A 16569-nucleotide genomic window follows, 5' to 3' on the forward strand; every position below is an offset into this window, starting at 1 on the left:
CGCGTCCGGGCCGTGTTTCGTAGGGTGCAACGGTGATCGACTGGATGCTCGAGCAGTGGATGCAGATCGTCGGGTTCGGGACCGGCGCGGTGTGCGTGCTGCTCGCGACGCGGCGCAACATCTGGAACTACCCCGTGGGGATCGCCAACAACATCGTGTTCCTCGTCGTCTTCCTACCGGCCGGGCTCTACGCGGCGGCCGCCCTCCAGGTGCTCTACCTCGTGCTGGGGGTGCACGGCTGGCTGCGCTGGACGCGTGGGGTCGAGCACGACAGCGGCTACATCGCGCGCACCCCACACCGTGCCGTGCCGGGGCTCATCGCCGCGGGGCTGGCACTCACTGCGGTGCTCGTGTGGGTGCTCACCTCGTTCACCGACTCGCAGGTCGCGCTCGCGGATGCCGCGACGACGGCGGGCAGCATGGTCGCCCAGTACATGCTCAACCGGAAGTGGCTCGAGACCTGGTTCGTGTGGATCGCCGTCGACATCGCCTTCGTCGCCCTGTCCATCGCCACCGGGCTCTGGGTCATCGCCGCGCTCTACGCCCTGTTCGTCGGGCTCTGCGTCCACGGGTGGCGGGCCTGGCGCCGCGTCGAGCAGTCCCAGGGTGTCGCCCCCGCCGCGGCCGTGAGCCCCGTGCCCGCATGACGCGGCAGCGGCAGCGCCACCGGCACCGCCACGGACTCGTCATCGGCAAGTTCTACCCGCTGCACAGTGGCCACTCCCACCTCATCCGCGAGGCCCAGCGCCAGTGCGAGCGAGTGACGGTCGAGGTGCTCGGGGCCTCGGTCGAGTCCATCGCGGTGCAGACCCGGGCCGAGTGGGTCCGCGAGGAGCACCCGAGCGTGCACGTCGTCGCCGAGCTGGATGACGCCCCGGTCGACTTCGAGTCCGACAGCGCGTGGGACGCCCACGTCGCCGTCATCGCCGGGTTGCTCGACGAGCCCGTGGATGCCGTGTTCACCTGCGACCCGTACGGCGAGGAACTCGCCCGCCGTCTTGGCGCCGAGTGGGTGCAGGTCGACGCCGGCCGGGTGCGGAACCCAGTGTCGGGCACGGCGATCCGCGCTGACCTCGCCGGCCACTGGAGCGAGTTGGCGCCGTCGGTGCGGGCCTCGCTCGCGGCCCGGGTCGTCGTGCTCGGCGCCGAGTCCACCGGGTCGACCACCCTGGCGGTGGCGCTCGCCGACCACCTCGGCACGCTGTGGGTGCCTGAGTACGGGCGCGAGTGGTCGGTGGCCCGAGAGGGTGGCCTCACGGCCCCGTGGCGCAGCGACGAGTTCGACCTCATCACCGATCGGCAGGTCGCCCTCGAGGAGCGCGCCCTGCGCCGGGTGCCGACACCGCTCCTCGTCTGCGACACGGACGTGCTCGCCACGGCCCTGTGGCACGAGCGCTATGTCGGCTCCCCAGCACCCCGGCTGATGGCCCGGGCGGCGGCGCACACCCCCGACCTCTACGTGCTGACCGGCGACGAGATCCCGTTCGTCCAGGACGGCCTGCGCGACGGTGAAGCCATCCGCCATGACATGCAGCAGCGCTTCCGTGACGTCCTCGCCGCCCAGGTCGTGCCGTGGCTCGAGGTGCGGGGGAGCGTGACCGAGCGCCTCACGGCATCCGTCCCCGCCATCCGCGCCGCGATGGCACGCCGGTTCACCTTCGCCGCGCCCCTCGAAGGGCGTCCGCACGACGAGCAGGTGGCGCTTGCCCGCCACGCCGCCCAGAGCAGCGACGCCCATCCCCACCACTAGGCTGCGTTGATGGCGAACCGCTGGCTCAAGATCTCCACCTCACCCACGACGCCGGCCGTCTCCGGGGGTGTCGACCAGTGGACGGCAGAGGACCTCTTCCGCGACCACGACCAGCCGGCCGACAGGTCCTTGGACGAGAAGCTGCGGCAGTCGTACTACTGGATCGTCAACCGGGCGGTGATCTCGCCGTACTACGACATCGAGTTCTCCACGCGTCTGCCGGTGTCCTTTCCCCTCGGGGATGCCGGTGCGACCCTGACCCTGCCCACCGAGGCCTCGTACTCGTCCAACGTCCTGTTGCCCCTGCTCACCTTCGCCGTGGGCGGCAAGTGCCTGCTCATCGGCGGCCCGGGCCGCGGCAAGACGACTGTGGCGGTGCTCATGGGGGTGCTCGCCGGGTCGTCGTCCGACGAGGTGCGCCGCGGGGTGCGCCAGGGGCAGCCGCAGCTGACGATCAGTGACCTCGTCGGCATCCCGCTGCCGCGTGACCTCATCAACGCAGCCAGCCTGAGCGAGATCACCATCGCGTGGAAGGGCTGGCTGACGCGGCCGGTCAAGATCATCGACGAGTACAACCGGATTCCCACCAAGACCCAGTCGGCCCTGCTGACCATGGTTGCCGAGGGCTACGTCGAGAGCCACGACCAGGTGCACGCGACCAACCCCGACAAGGGTGTCGAGAGCTGGTTCTTCACCGCCAACGACGATGCGGGCGGTGGCACCTTCCCCGTCATCCAGGCGCTGCGCGACCGCATGGACGTCACCGTGCAGGCAGCGAGCTTCAACAGCCGCTTCCTCGACGAGCTCATCACCCGCGTCGAGGCCGGGGAGAAGCCCGAGGAGCACGTGCCCGGCGACCTGGTGTTCACCCGCGAGGAGCAGGTTGCGATGCGGGCGCAGATCCGTGCCGTTCCCGTCCCGGCGCCGATCCGCCGCAGGCTCGAGTTCTTCCTCAGCCACTTCGAGTTCGTGCAGCACGGTGGCCGCCGCTTCGAGTACCGCACCAAGGACACCGTGACGACGGCCGGCGGGCGGGTTGGCGAGGTCATCGACGCGAACACCGGCGCCGACCTCGCGACCGACCTCGGCGCTCAGACGATCAACGGGTTGTCGGTGCGGGCGCTGCAGACCCTCGTCGTCTACGCGAAGGCGATCGCGTGGTTCCGCCGTGCCGACGAGGTGGGGGTCGACGACGTCGCCGCGATCCTCCCGTTCGTCCTGCGCGGGAAGCTGCTGCCCAACCCCACCCACCCCCGCTTCGACATCGGGGCCGAGCGCGAACTGGCCACCGACGTCATGAGCTGGCTCAGCGACCTGTTCACCGAGTCGTGCCGCCAGTTCGAGGCACTCGGCCGCGGAAAGCAGGACCCGGTCCGCGACCTTCTGGCGCAGTTGGATGCCGGGTTGGACGGCGTCTCGGCCGTCGAGGTCTCGCGGCGGATCACCGAGATCGAGTCGCGGATCCGGGCGGTGTCACGCACCAAGAAGCTCTACGGCCGCGACTTCGACGACCTCACCACCCTGAAGTACCTCCACCAGCGGTACACCGCCTACGCGCGCTGGGCGCAGCGGTCGTGAGCGCAGCCGCCGCCACGACGCGCACCACGGCGATGCCGGGGCACCTCGCCAACGAAGCCATCCCCCGAAGCATCAGGTCCGCGACGGCGCTCGACGTCCTGGGCTTGGACCTGTCCCTGGCCACCCGCAACGTCGAGCGTGCCCACGGGGACCCCACGCGGTTCGCCCTGGCATTCGCTGCCGGCTACCACGCGGACCTCGCGATGGCGCGGGAGATGGCCGTCACCGTGGTGGCGGTGGCGGCGTGGCGAGCCGGGGCCATGGCGTTGCGAGACGATGCGCTGGCCCGCATCGAGGCGCTTCCGGCCGAGGACGTCACCTCCCGCCGGGTGGTCTCAGCGGCTCTGGGCCCGGCCGTGGACGACCTGGCGAGCTTCCTCGAACGCCAACGCACCGACCGGTTCTGGTGGCCGGGGCGTGCCGCCAACCGCGGCTACGTCTGCTCCGTCGGCGGGTTCGCCGGCCTCGGGGGAGCCTGGGTGGCACCGCCGACCCGGGGCTTCGCGCTGAGCGAACCCGGTGCCTTCGGCATCCTCGCCGGCGACACCTGGTGGCGGCTGGACGCCGACGTGTGGGGATCGCGACTCACGCGCCTCGACGACGCCCCCGACCCGGCATCCGATCACAGCGTTTCGATCGTCTGCCAACCGACCTCCTACCTCGCGTGGGTGCTCGTTCGGGATGCCGCGTGAACGCCACCGCTCCGGCGCGACACGAGGTGCCCCTCACCGGCGCGGCGCGTGAGGCGTGGGAGTCGGCCCTGGACCTGTGGGGAGTGCACCTGCACGACGCCCGGCTCGCCCCTGGTGCCGGGCTCGCGCACGGTGCGCCTGCCTGGTTCACCTTCCCACCGGAGATCACGGTCGACCCGGTCATGGTCGAGCAGTTCGGGGGCAGCGCCGAGCTCGAGAGCGTGTTCGCCCACGAGATCGGGCACCACGTGCTCGCCCCCAGCACCCGCATCGACGCGCTGAAGATCCGCCACCAGCTCGCGCGGGCCCTCCTCGCCGCGGGTGCTCCCTCACTGCGCGAGCAGGACCTCGCGCTGCTGTCTAACCTGTGGAGCGACCTGCTCGTCAACGCCCGCGTCGCCAACCTGCAGCGGGTGCGGGATGCCGCCGGGGGGCCGGGTGGGGAGCCCGGCATCGTCCGGTTCGCGCGCCTGTTCTACCGCTCAGGTCTGAAGACCACGAATCGCTTGTGGTGGGTCTATGTGCGGTGCCACGAGCTCACGTGGGGGTTGCCCGCCGGCACGCTCGCCGCACGGCAGCCGCCGGCTGCGGACACTGCGCTGCGGGCCGCGCCGATCACGGACGGTCCCGACCTGGACGACATCCCCCAGCGGTATCGCGAGCAGGAGAAGGCGCTGCGGGCCGCACGCGCCGCCACGGCTCAAGCCCAACTCGACCTGCTTCGGTTCGTGACGACCCACCCCGAGGCCGACGCCCGACTCGCCGCTCGACTGGTGCGCACCTTTGCCGCTGATCCGGTCGGGGGAGCGCTGCGATTTGGGGTGCTTGCGGCGCCCTACCTCGTCGAGGAGGGACTCACGAGAACCGGCACCGGCGCCGGCGTCGTGGACGGCGCCTCCCCCGCATTCCCGTGCAACGCCGACGGCGCACCCGCCACCGGCGAAGAAGTGGGTCGGGTGCTGGCTGATCGACGGATGTCAGGCCCGGTCCCCACGCGTGACACGGAGGGCTTCGACGACGTCGACGAAGCTCAGCGGCAGGGCGACCACCACCAGCGGGGAGGCGACGACGAGGCACCTGACGGGGGTCAGGGGTTCGGGGTGGCACGCACCCTGGAGATCTACGCGACCTCGGACGCCGCCGCCGTCCTCGCCGCCGCTTACCGCGCCCAGGCGGCGCCGTGGGTGCGGCCGTTCACCCGGCCGCGGCCAGCACAGCCGACGGCCGAGCTTCCCGGCCCGATCGACGCCTGGGAGGTCGGGGACGACCTCGCCGACCTGGACTGGCCGCAGACCCTGCAGGCCGGCAGTGTCGTGATCCCGGGGGTCACGACGCGTCGACTCACCTACCTCGACGACGACCCGACCCTCCTCGACGAGGCCGGCCTCGAGCTTGACCTGTACATCGACTCCTCCGGCTCGATGCCCCACCCCAGCCATGGCTCACCGGCGGTGCTCGCCGGGACGATCCTCGCCCTGTCGGTGCTGCGCGGCGGCGGCCGGGTGCGGGTCACGAGCTTCTCAGGACCCGGGCAGGTCGCCGGCAGTGACTTCAGTCGCGACCACGTGGGCATCGTCAACGACCTCGCGTGGTTCTTCGCTGGAGGCACGAGCTTCCCCCTCGACCTGCTCGACGCGCGCTACCGGCCGCTGCCACGTGCCCGTGACGACATGGTGCGTCACCTCGTCGTCCTCTCCGACGATGGTCTCGTCTCGATGTTCGGCGTCGGCAACGGGCAGTTCGCCCACGTCGCGAAGGACACCCGCGCCAAGCTGACCACCGCCACGCTGGTCCTGCTCGACCACCGGCGCAGCGTCGACGCGCTCGCGGCCGAGGCCGGATACGACGTGCTCTACCTCGACACCATGGACCAGGCTCCCGAGATCTGCTCCTGGCTCGCGAAGGTGCTCCATGGCTGACAGCGCTGCCCTGCTCGCGGCCTGGCTCGCCGTGGCGACCTCGGAGGACGAGGCCTGGGCCGCCGCCCGCCCGGGCCCCCCGCTGGCCGAGGTCGCCGCCCGCCTCGCCACCGTGCCCCGCCCCTTCCTCGACGACGCCGTCTCGATCAGTGCCCTCGCCGGTGACGTCGTCGGCTCGCCCCTCGCGGCCATCCCGTTCGTCGACGACCCGCGGGTGCGCACGGGGGCGGCGATCGGGTTGTGGCTGCGGGCCAGCGAAGACCTCATCGGCCCGTTCACCCCGTCGGCGCGCTGGGCCCACCCGCGAGGGGTCGACGCGCTCGCACTGCGCCTCGCACCCGTCGTGGACCCGCAGGACTGGCTGGCCGATGACGAGCGCCGGGAGGAGGCCACCCGCACCTACCTCCTGTGGTCCGGGTTCCTGCCCGCCGGGGAGGATGCCGCGACGGCGCGTTCCCTCTTCGACGCCCGCGACTCCCTGAGCCGCGACGCCGCGCTCGCCGACGCCTTCGCCGTGCAACGGCATCGCGCAGACCTGGCGCGCCGCCTCGCCGAGGCGCGCGCCCAGGAGGCGGCCGCGAGGTACAGCAGTGAGTGAGTCGGTCGTGAGTGAGTCGGAGGTGAGTGAGCCCGCTGGGTTCGACCCGGACGTCCCGGACCCCCTCGCCCTCGACGAGTACGTGCCGGGCCGGGTGGCCGTCCTCAGCGACGCGCAGCGCTGGCCCACGCTCACCACGGACGGTGCGGCCCGGCTGGAACGGTGGCGACGGCATCCGGCCGGCCCCACCTGGACCCACGCCACCGGCGACCGACTGACCGCCGACATGATCACCCGGGTCGCGTCGCCACTGCCGACGCAGGGGTGGCTGGAGGAGCACCTCGAGGTCGCGCGGCGGCTGGTGTACTACCGGGGGATGCCGGGGCTGGCGGAGTTGCGCGACTTTCCTCCCGTGGGGCGTGGCCACCTCGTCGACGACCTCGCGTCGTTCGTGCCGCTCGACGCCGACTTCGGGCGGATGGTGCACGGCTCGAGCTCGGGATCCACCGGTGCTGCCCTCGTCATCCCCGACGACGTCGAGGAGGTCGCGCGCGGGTTCCACCTCCTCGTCCAGCTGGTGCGGGAGCAGGGGATAACGTGGGAGCCCGACGGTGAACGGCTGGCTCTCACCCAGCTCGTGCACCAGCGGCAGGCGTTCACCTACGTGTCGGTCATCAGCGGGTTCGAGCAGCGGGCGATGGCCCGGGTGAACTTGCACCTGGCTGCCTGGCGCGCGCAGGGCAACCGGGAGGCGTTCCTGCGCGACGCGGACCCGCAGGTCATCACCGGCAACCCGACCAGCCTGGCCGAACTGTTGACGCTGGCTGACGCGGTGCGCCCGCTCGCGATCTTCTCGGGAGCGATGGCCCTCTCGGCGGGCCTGCGCGCCGAGCTCGAGGAGGCCTTCGCCTGCCCGGTCTTCGACGTCTACGGGCTGCACGAGACCCGGCAGATCGCCGTGCGCCTCGACGACGGACCGTTCCGGGTGCTCGACCGCCGAGTGCTCGTCGAGGTGCTCGACCCCGACGGCGACCCGGTGCCCGACGGCGAGGTCGGCGAGATCGTCGTGACTGCTGGTGAGAACCCGCTGCTGCCGCTGGTGCGGTACCGGTGCGGAGACTTCGGCCGGCTCGTCCGCCTGCCTGACGGCGGGGTGGGGATCGCCGACCTCGAAGGACGCGAGCACACCAGGTTCGTCGACGGCCGCGGGCAGGTCGTGCCCTGCGTCGACCTCACCCAGCAGTTGCAGGCACACGGGGCGCTCGGCTGGAGCGTGGAGCAGGCCACCGACGGTTCGGTCGTGGCCCGCGTCGCGGGTGGGGATGCCGTGGCCATCGCCGGCGCGCTCACCACCTTGCTGGGCCGGGTCGTCGACGTGGTGCAGGTCGGGCAGGTCAGCGACCTGGGTGAGGGGAAACCGCGCCGATACCTCAGTGCGGCCGATCGCGTGGGGGACGGGTGGCCACGGGGGTCGTTGGGTGTCGGGCTCATGGGGCCTGACGAAACAACCCCGCCATCACAGTGATGGCGGGGTTGTTTGGTCCGGACGGGGATATATCTCCGCCACGCCGAAACTTCTCCGCCGTCACAGGGATGACGGAGAAGTTCAGCCAGCAGCCGTGTGGCCAGGGCCGACGCCACCGCTCGCCGGGCGGTTGACGAGACCGCGTTGTGCCAGCGAATAACGCTCTGTTGGAATACGCATAAGCAGCCCGGAGGTTGCAGTCGTCACACCCCGTTCGCATTGGAGACCTCGCATGCCCATCCTCGATGACGTCACCCAGGCCGTCGGCAACACCCCGCTCGTTCGGATCAACCGGATCATCGATGCCGCGGAGGGTGTGACCGTCGCCGCGAAGCTCGAGTTCCAGAACCCGGGTGCCTCGGTCAAGGACCGCATCGGCGTGGCCATCATCGATGCCGCCGAGGCCAGCGGTGAACTCATGGCCGGCGGCACGATCGTCGAGGGCACCTCGGGCAACACCGGGATCGCGCTCGCCATGGTCGGGGCAGCCCGCGGCTACAACGTCGTGCTGACGATGCCCGAGTCGATGAGCAAGGAGCGTCGCGCCCTGCTGCGCGCGTTCGGCGCCGAGCTGGTGCTCACCGACCCCGCGCTGGGCATGAAGGGTGCGGTCGCCAAGGCCGAGGAGATCGTCGCCGAGCGCGAGGGTGCCGTGCTCGCCCGCCAGTTCGCCAACGCCGCGAACCCCGAGATCCACCGCCGCACCACGGCCGAGGAGATCTGGAACGACACCGACGGCGCGGTCGACATCGTCATCGCCGGCATCGGCACGGGCGGCACCATCACCGGCGTCGGCCAGGTGCTCAAGGAGCGCAAGCCCAGCGTGCAGATCGTCGCCGTCGAGCCCGAGGAGTCGCCGATCCTCAACGGCGGCGCTCCGGGCCCGCACAAGATCCAGGGCATCGGCGCGAACTTCGTGCCCGAGATCCTCGACACCGCCGTCTACGACGAGGTCATCGACGTCAACGCCGCCACGGCCGTGCAGTGGGCCCGACGCGCCGCCACCGAGGAGGGGCTGCTCGTCGGCCTGTCCTCCGGTGCCGCGTTGGCCGCCGCCGCCCAGGTCGCCGCGCGCCCCGAGAACGCCGGCAAGACGATCGTCGTGATCATCCCGAGCTTCGGCGAGCGCTACCTCTCGACCATTCTGTTCGACGGGCTCGTCGACTGACATGAGCTGGATCCGTGCCGCCCGGGCGATGATCTCGGAAGACCTCGACGCCGCGATGCTGCGTGACCCCGCAGCCCAGTCGCGCGCCGACCTCGCCGTGAACTCGCCCGGGCTGCACGCCATCTGGATCCACCGGGCGGCTCACCGCCTGTGGCTCAACCCCGCGGCCCGCCCCGCGGCCCGCATCCTGTCGACGATCGCCCGCGCCCTCACCGGGGTCGAGATCCACCCGGGGGCGCAGATCGGCCGCCGCTTCTTCATCGACCACGGCATGGGCGTCGTCATCGGCGCGACCGCGGTCGTCGGCGACGACGTCATGCTCTACCACGGGGTCACGCTGGGCGGCCGCTCGCTCGCGCGCGGGACCAAACGGCATCCGACCGTGGGGGACCGGGTCACGATCGGGGCCGGGGCCCGCGTGCTCGGCGACATCGAGATCGGTGACGACGTGCAGATCGGCGCCAACTCGGTCGTCGTGAAGTCCGTGCCCGCCGGTGCGGTCGCGACCGGCATCCCGGCCCAGGTCAGGATGCCGGGGAGCCCCGGCGAGGACCCCTACGAGGCGTTGTTCGCCGAGCCGGCCCTGTTCATCTGACCGCTCGCCAGTCCGAGCCGTAGAGGCAGAAGACCCCGGCGCCGGGATGGGCGGACACGGCGCCCGCCCACGCGGTCGCGGCATCCTCGCCGGTGGCGAGCACCCGGTGGTAGGCGACCATGGCGTCGGCGGCGACGTGGTCGGCGACCGGCGCCACCGCCGCGAGCACACTCGTGGCGCCCAGCGACAGCAACGCGGTGGCCAGGCCCAGGGGTTCATCGCCCGTGCGGGTGGAGAACTGCCCGACGTCGCACGCCGAGAGCGCGACGTGCTCCGCGGCCACCGGTCGGGGGAACTCGTGGGCGAACACCGGTCCGTCGGCCATCTGCACGCTGGAGAACAGCGGGCTCTGGGCCTCGTGGGTGCCGTGGGCGGCCAGGTGCACCACCCGGGCGCCGTCAAGGGCGCGGATGACGTCATCGCTCGTCGCAACGTCGATCGCCCCCGTCGCCCCCGTCGCCCCCGTCGGCCCGTTCGCTCTGACGGACCAGGCGGCCCGCACGGCGTCGATCTCAGGGCCGGTGCGCGCGAGCCCCGGTCCGTACAGGGCCGCCACCGGCGCGCGGTGTGCCGGTGGTGCGGCTGCCGAACCCCCGCGGGTGGCGCCCCGAACCCAGCGGGTCAGCGAGGGGGCCACGGTCACCGGTCGGCCGGTCAGGCTGGGCAGCAGGCTCCACGGCACCGCCGCGAGGCTGCGCGAGGGGATGATGACGACCCGGGCGCTCGCCCTCCCGCTCGGGTTGAGGGTGGTGTCGACCGCCGCCAGTGAGGATGCCGTGGCGCGCGCGAGCACGGCACCCATGGGGGAGTCGGGGGTCACCATCGCCCGCGCCCGCAGGTCGCGGCGCAGTCGGGTGACCTGCTTGCGCACGGTGTCGACGGAGGTCATCCGGGTCACGTCGAGCCGTCCGTCCTCGAGGACGATGGTCCACAGGGCGCCCGAGTGCTCGAAGAACTCGACGATGGTGGCGCCCCGGTCGGCTGCTGCGCCGCGGGCCTCGTCGGAGTCGACCGGGGGCACCGTCGTCACGGACGCTCCGGCGACGGTCAGGCTCCACTCGCGTTGTGACACCTCCTCCTCGAGGTGGGCCACCTGGCTCGCGAGGTCGGCAGGGGGTTGACCCTCGTGCTCGGACACCAGCCGTCGCAGGCGTCGCAGCTCTCGGGTCAGGGTCGTGAGCTCGGGGTCGGTGGATGTCGTGACTGGGTTGATCCGGTGCGAGATCGCCCGCCATCGCTCGACACTGGTGAGGATGCCGTCCGCGTCGCCGTCGGTGATCGAGCGCTCGACGTCGAAGAGCGCCAGGCGGCGACCGTGCAGGGCCAGGGCGGCGCGAACCTCGAGGCTCGATGACTGGAACTGGTGCGCCGCGAGCAGCCGGTTGCCGGTGGTGATCCGGCGCTCGGCCTCGACGTGCCGCCCGCGGGCGACATCAAGTCGGGCGCGCACCAGCGTCTCGTGCAGTCGGGAGGGCAGCGACTCACGGTGTGAGCGACCGAGACCGGCCAGTCGGGCTTCTGCCCCGTCGAGGTCGCCGAGCAGGAGGCGGGCCTCGGCCTCGAGCCGCACGGCGGCCCTGTCGGTCGTGGTGGTGGCGCTGGTCTGGTCGGTGCGGCGGGCCATCTCGGCGACCACCGCGGGGAGGTCGCGCCCGTCGGCGACGTCCACGGTGGCCCGCACGAGCTCGGCCTCGCGCACCAGCTCGACCGCCTGGCGGGTGCGGTAGGCCGCGGTCGCCTGGCGGACGTGGCGTCGAGCGCCGTCGAGGTCGCCGGCGAGCAGGTCGCACCGGGCCAGCCGCAGGCTGATCTCGCCCTCTTCGAGCCGGTGACCCTCGATGCGGGCTGCGGTGAGGGCCTCGGCCAGGGCGGTGCGGGCGCCATCGACCAGCCCTGCCTCGAGGAGCACCTCGGCCTGGTCCAACCGGGCCCGGTCACGTGAGACCGCGGCATCCATGGCGTCGGCTTGGCGCATCAGGACGAGGGCGCGGGCGATGTCGCCGTCGAGAAACGCCGCGACGGCGTGGTTGTGCCGTGCCTTGAACTCCTGGTCGACCAGCTCGTGCGCGACCGCGATGTCTCGGGCTCGCTCGAACTCCCTCGCGCCCTCGGTTGTCCGCCCGACCCCGAGGTAGGCCTGCCCGAGGTTGAGGTGCAGCGCCCACTGCTGGGCAGAGTCGAGGCTCTCCTCGCGTGTCCCCACCATTGTCAAGGCTGCGAGGCACGACGACCAGTCCCCGGCCCGACCGTGCAGCGTGCCCTCTTGGATGTAGGTCAGGGCGGTGAGGATCGGGTCGTCGAGCCGGTCGGCGTCCGCACGAGCGCGTCGGAGCATGGCCAGAGCCGAGCCCAGGCCGTGGAGCTCGAGCTCGGACCACGAACGCGTGATGCGGATGCGCGTGCTCGTTCTGGGGGCATCGGGGTGCCCGGACTCCGCCAACTGCTCGAGTGCGTCATCGAGTGCGGTCGCGGCCTCCTCGAACCTGCCGACCTCGTTGGCGTGACGAGCCTCGGCCAAGAGGACTGCGGCTCGTCGTATGGGGTCCTCCTCGATGAGACCTCCTACAGCTCGATGGCGGGGGTGATGATCGGTGGGGCTGCCGAGTCCGAGTGACGGCGCACGACGAAGTTCACCAGGCCTCGCTCGACGGCGGCGAAGGTGAACCGGCCATCTGCGTCGACCTCGGTCGTCCGAGTTCGTCCGCGCTCACGCAGCTCAACCTCGACCTCAGGCTCGGTCACCCACCCGACGAGGTCGACCAGCGTGGTGCTCGCACCGTGCTCGATGCTGACCATGACACTGAGGCCATCGCTGGCGAACGTCACGGTGTCGGCCCGGTCGTACTCGGTGCTCCGCACTGTCTGCAAGGTCGCGCTCGAGACGATCTCGGCCACTTCCGCCTCGAGGGCTGCGACGCTCATCGCGAACTTGATCCGGTCGACGAGGTCGACGGGAGGCGGGTCCAGGACCTCGTGCAGGTGACGGACCTGGTCGAGCACGTGCGTGTCGACGCCGTCGAGGGTGCCGCGGGCAAGGGTGGACTCGGGGTCCGGGGTGGCGTTCATGACGGCATCTCCCAACGTGGGTCGGTGACGAGGGCTTGACGGAGCTTGGCAAGGCAGCGACCACGAGTCGGTCCGATACTTCCCACCGGCATCCCGAGTGCTTGGGCGACGCTGGCGTAGTCGGGTTTCTCCGCGAAGGCGATGACCCGTAGCAACGCCCTGCACCGCTCGGGAAGGGTCGAGAAGTGCTGCCACACCAGTCGGACGTCCGCGTCGGTGAGGATCGCCTCCTCGGGCGACGGTGCCGTCGCGTCGCTCTCCTGATCTCGCACGTCAGCGTAGGCGGAGGGCTCGTCGCGGTGCCCGCGGGCGACAGCGGACCAAGCGTCGCGCTTCGTGGTCGTGATGAGCCACTTGAGGACCGACTGAGGGTCGGCGATCGAGGGGGAATGCTCCACGAGCTTGAGCCAGGTGTTCTGGACGACGTCCTCCGCAGCCTGGTGCGCGAGCCCTTGCTGGCGGGCGACGTGCCACAGCAGGGGTGTCACCTCGTCCACGAGGGTGGACATCCCGGACGGGTTACCGTCCCGGAAGGTGCGGAAGGCGTTGGCCGCGCGCATGGCCAGGCTGCCGGCATCCGCCCCTGCCTGTCTCACGACGGGTCTCCGAGCGCTACCTTCACGGCCTCGGAGACCTGGGCAACCCGGTCCATGGGGTTCAGTGCTGCCTGGCTGCCGGAGAGCGCAGCGGCGACCTTCCCCACGAAGCGCGGGCACGAGAACGAGGTGCCGCTCCAGAGTCCGAAGCCGGTGGCGTAGCAGTCCGGGTCAGGGGTCGCCCGCGCACGGTACGTACCGTGCGGCACAGCCACCTCGCTGCGCTGGGAGCCCTCGAGGGTCACCGGCATCGTGCTCACGACGGCCACCCCCTTCTGGTACGTGGTTACCCAGGGACCGGTGTTGGAGAACAGGGCCACGGTGTCGCCGGTGGGGTTGCGTGCGCCGACGCTCGTGATGGGAACGCCTCCCGTGCTGGGCCGGCCAGCCAGCGCAGCCGGCCAGAAGCACTCCGACGTGCCGCCGTTGCCCGCTGCGGCGATGACGGCGACGCCATCCGTCGAGAGCTGGTCGAGGATGCTGAAGAGGGCGGCTTCGTCGCGGACCGGGTTTGCGGACTCGTGGTAGTAGCCGAGCGACAGGTTGACGACGTCGACAGGATCGCCCTTGACCTTGCCGTCCCGTGCTGCCCAGTGCCAGAGCGCCAGCGCGTTGAGGGCGGTGATGACGTCGGCCTCGTCCGCGGCGCCGTCTCCGTACATCACGGGCACCGCGACGATGCGGGCGTCGGGGCAGTGTTGGCGCACGATCCCGGCGATGAAGGTCCCGTGGCCAGCCAGCGGGTCCAGGGCTTGGTTGACGAGGTCGATGCTGACCCCCGTGCCCTCGGGGTTCGCGTCGGCCGGGAAACGCAACCCGATCTGGGTGCCCCTGAGTCGCGGGTCGCGATCGGCAAACGCAGGGTCCTCGAACCAGGGGTGCTCGCCGAGACCGGTGTCGAGGATCGCGACGACGGGCGACCTTCCGCCGGTTCTCGGAGGTGAGGGCATGGCGAGGGTGACCGGCCCGCGTCCGGATGCCGTGCCGGGGACCCCGACGCCGCCCATGTAGCCGACGCCGCCCATGTAGCCGACGCCGCCCATGTAGCCGACGCCGCCCATGTAGCCGACGCCGCCCATGTAGCCGACGCCGCCCATGTAGCCGACCGCCATGCGACGCCGCCCATGTACCCCGTGGCCATGAGCACGTGGTTGAGACCCCAGCTGGCGACCTCATCACGGCCGTACGTGACGCGGGCTTGCTGCAGCACCGACCACGCATCCAGCGGGGGGCCGACGCGGCCCGGTACGGGAGTGATCTGCGCAACCGAGTGGGTCACGTTCCCGAGGACGTCGGCGTACTCGAGCTCGTTGGCGAGCCCGAGAAGGCTGCTCTCCACGACCGTGACGGTGAACTGCATCTCGTCCCCCAGGCGGCCCAGCATCTGGAGGGGCGCCTCGAGCTGGTCCTGGGTCAGTCCCGGGACCAGGAGGCGGTTCGGGATGTATGCGACCGGACGCGGGGCCGGCTCGTCGCCCAGACGGTCGGCCGTGACAGGGTCGAGGATGGTCGCGCCGAAGCGTCGGAGCGCAGTCGCGGGCACCGCGAAGAACGGAGGGTTCGGCTCACTCGCCGCCTCGCCGCGGCGAGCGTTCTCGTCAGGGGTGGTCTCGCTCATGCGGTGCTCCTGAAGGGGCCGGTTCGAGGCGCGAACGCGCTCGCTCCAGCGTAGTGAGGATGGTCGTCACTGCACAGGAGGCCGAACGGCCCGTGCTGATACACCCGCCCTCGGAAAGTTCTTCCGGTCATCCGGTATCAGCGGGTTGCCAGCGCGCTCCTTCCCCGATGACGGACCCCTCCGGGGCCCGCGCTGCGCGGGCCGCCAGCCCTCCACCGGCTGCCGGCGCAGGGTCGGGTACCCCGGAGGGCGACGTCAGGCGCGTCGCGCGCCGACAGGGATCGCCTGGGTGGAGGGGCTCAGGCGGCGCCGTCGGTGCGCGACGCAGCCGCCCACGGGTCCGGGGTGGGCCGGGGCGCAGCCGTCGGGCTGCCGTTCGCCACCGGAGGCATGGTCCCGCCAGCAGTGGGCGGTGGGGTACTGGGGCTGGAAGTGATCGTCTCGGCCGTCACGGTACGGCTGGCGCGCAGCCGCTGACCGGTCGCGCGCGCGGCATCCGCGACGATGTCGGCCACCGCCGGGGCCGCCTTGGTGCGCGCGGCCTCCTTGGCGTTCGCGACCTGCTTCTGGACCGGCCGGGAGTGCCACACCTTGCCGGACGTGCGGGCAATCTGTTCGTACCGCTGCCGGCCGGCGCGGGTGCCGAGGACGTACCCGGCGGCCAGGCCCGCGATGAAGGTGAGCTTCGCCATGGGGACTCCTTGTCGTCGGCCTCAGACCCTACCTGCCAACAGGGGTCCGGATGCCGGGGAGCGGCGCCCGCCGCCACCGCACCGTTCGGTGTGGTTCGGTGTCCTGGCGGGCCCTCGGGGCCGGATCCTGTCCACAACGCACCGATCGGTGTGCTCTTCTTGGCCTTTGGTGCCCCGAGGGCCGCTCCGGGGTCGAGTGCTGCACAATGGCTCTGCAGTCCAGGAGGGCTCGCATAGTGGCCTAGTGCGGCGGTCTTGAAAACCGCTATGGCGGCAACGTCATCGTGGGTTCGAATCCCACGCCCTCCGCTCCTGGCCGCTGACGGTTTCGCTGCCCCTCTCGCTGCCATGGCGCCGAAACCGAAGTGCGGCCCGTGGGGCGCTCCGAAGCCGTCGGCGTCCGCTGGATGATCGCCGGATTTCGAGACGCGCGAGTAACCTTGGTTGGTGCTAGTTTCAGCGTCGGTTGCAGCATCAGCACTTCCTGGCAGTCGAATTACCGCGTGCCTCAAGGGGAACTGGAGTTCGCATCCACGGTCGGTGCGACGTGCGCCGGCCGAGTGCTACACACAGAAAGAGTCACCCCAGATATGGCACAGGGCACCGTGAAGTGGTTCAACGCTGAGAAGGGCTTTGGATTCATCGCCCAGGACGGCGGCGGCCCCGACGTCTTCGTCCACTACTCCGCGATCGACACGCAGGGTTACCGCAGCCTCGACGAGGCCCAGCGGGTCGAGTTCGAGGTCACGCAGGGCCCCAAGGGTCCGCAGGCGGACCAGGTCCGCCCCATCTGACCCGGAAACCCCCGAGTCTTCACGAAAGGCCCCGCCCG

General features: G+C 71.4%; 15 protein-coding genes and 1 tRNA gene. 11 read left to right on the forward strand and 5 right to left on the reverse strand.

All coding sequences use genetic code 11. The features are described from left to right. Positions 1-32 precede the first annotated feature (32 nt). The 9 genes from pnuC (at position 33) to cysE (ending at position 9765) form a co-directional block, all read left to right on the forward strand. Positions 33-647, forward strand: a complete 615-nt coding sequence (gene pnuC / locus C8E84_RS12515; protein WP_159902606.1) for a nicotinamide riboside transporter PnuC — start codon at positions 33-35, stop codon at positions 645-647. Next, on the forward strand, positions 644-1750 hold the full coding sequence (locus C8E84_RS12520; protein WP_159902608.1) for an AAA family ATPase: 1107 nt from the start codon (positions 644-646) through the stop codon (positions 1748-1750). Before pnuC ends, C8E84_RS12520 begins: the two co-directional genes overlap by 4 nt. Positions 1751-1759: 9 nt before the next feature. After that, on the forward strand, positions 1760-3328 hold the full coding sequence (locus C8E84_RS12525) for an AAA family ATPase (protein WP_159902610.1): 1569 nt from the start codon (positions 1760-1762) through the stop codon (positions 3326-3328). After that, positions 3325-4020 (forward strand): potassium transporter Kef, encoded by a 696-nt coding sequence (locus tag C8E84_RS12530; RefSeq protein ID WP_246196922.1) that lies wholly within the window; start codon positions 3325-3327, stop codon positions 4018-4020. The genes C8E84_RS12525 and C8E84_RS12530 overlap by 4 nt, the downstream gene beginning before the upstream one ends. Next, positions 4017-5939: a vWA domain-containing protein gene (locus C8E84_RS12535; protein WP_159902612.1), complete on the forward strand. Its 1923-nt coding sequence runs from the start codon at positions 4017-4019 to the stop codon at positions 5937-5939. The genes C8E84_RS12530 and C8E84_RS12535 overlap by 4 nt, the downstream gene beginning before the upstream one ends. Continuing rightward, positions 5932-6537, forward strand: coding sequence for a phosphohydrolase (locus C8E84_RS12540; RefSeq protein WP_159902614.1), 606 nt, complete (start codon positions 5932-5934; stop codon positions 6535-6537). Before C8E84_RS12535 ends, C8E84_RS12540 begins: the two co-directional genes overlap by 8 nt. Before the next feature lie 22 nt (positions 6538-6559). Continuing rightward, positions 6560-8002 carry an AMP-binding protein gene (locus C8E84_RS12545; RefSeq protein ID WP_159902616.1) on the forward strand — a complete coding sequence of 481 codons (1443 nt, stop codon included), beginning with the start codon at positions 6560-6562 and terminating at the stop codon, positions 8000-8002. Positions 8003-8234: 232 nt separating this feature from the next. Beyond that, positions 8235-9170, forward strand: a complete 936-nt coding sequence (gene cysK, locus C8E84_RS12550; RefSeq protein WP_159902618.1) for a cysteine synthase A — start codon at positions 8235-8237, stop codon at positions 9168-9170. Between the two features lies 1 nt (position 9171). Next, entirely contained in the window at positions 9172-9765 is a 594-nt protein-coding gene (cysE, locus tag C8E84_RS12555) for a serine O-acetyltransferase (RefSeq protein ID WP_159902620.1), read from the forward strand. On the opposite strand, the gene C8E84_RS12560 is transcribed toward cysE, so the two are convergent. From C8E84_RS12560 to C8E84_RS17860, 5 genes are all read right to left on the reverse strand, one after another. Next, on the reverse strand, positions 9758-12283 hold the full coding sequence (locus tag C8E84_RS12560; protein WP_159902622.1) for a CHAT domain-containing protein: 2526 nt from the start codon (positions 12281-12283) through the stop codon (positions 9758-9760). The two genes, cysE and C8E84_RS12560, sit on opposite strands and share 8 nt — an antisense overlap. A gap of 44 nt (positions 12284-12327) precedes the next feature. Next, positions 12328-12831, reverse strand: coding sequence for a carboxypeptidase regulatory-like domain-containing protein (locus C8E84_RS12565; protein WP_159902624.1), 504 nt, complete (start codon positions 12829-12831; stop codon positions 12328-12330). Next, a complete protein-coding gene (locus C8E84_RS12570) occupies positions 12828-13427 on the reverse strand; it encodes an RNA polymerase sigma factor (protein ID WP_246196923.1) in 600 nt (199 codons plus the stop codon). Before C8E84_RS12570 ends, C8E84_RS12565 begins: the two co-directional genes overlap by 4 nt. Continuing rightward, complete coding sequence (locus C8E84_RS12575) at positions 13424-14539, reverse strand: S8 family serine peptidase (protein WP_159902626.1); 1116 nt, start codon at positions 14537-14539, stop codon at positions 13424-13426. The genes C8E84_RS12570 and C8E84_RS12575 overlap by 4 nt, the downstream gene beginning before the upstream one ends. 805 nt (positions 14540-15344) lie before the next feature. Beyond that, positions 15345-15737, reverse strand: a complete 393-nt coding sequence (locus C8E84_RS17860; RefSeq protein WP_211675530.1) for a protoporphyrinogen oxidase — start codon at positions 15735-15737, stop codon at positions 15345-15347. Positions 15738-15959: 222 nt separating this feature from the next. Between C8E84_RS17860 and C8E84_RS12585 the strand changes: the two genes are divergently transcribed. Continuing rightward, positions 15960-16046: transfer RNA gene (locus tag C8E84_RS12585), tRNA-Ser, on the forward strand. A 281-nt stretch (positions 16047-16327) separates the two neighbouring features. Continuing rightward, positions 16328-16531 (forward strand): cold-shock protein, encoded by a 204-nt coding sequence (locus C8E84_RS12590; protein WP_048553073.1) that lies wholly within the window; start codon positions 16328-16330, stop codon positions 16529-16531. The last annotated feature ends 38 nt before the right edge of the window (positions 16532-16569 follow it).

The sequence above is a fragment of the Ornithinibacter aureus genome (assembly GCF_009858245.1).
Classification (GTDB): Bacteria; Actinomycetota; Actinomycetes; order Actinomycetales; family Dermatophilaceae; genus Fodinibacter; species Fodinibacter aureus.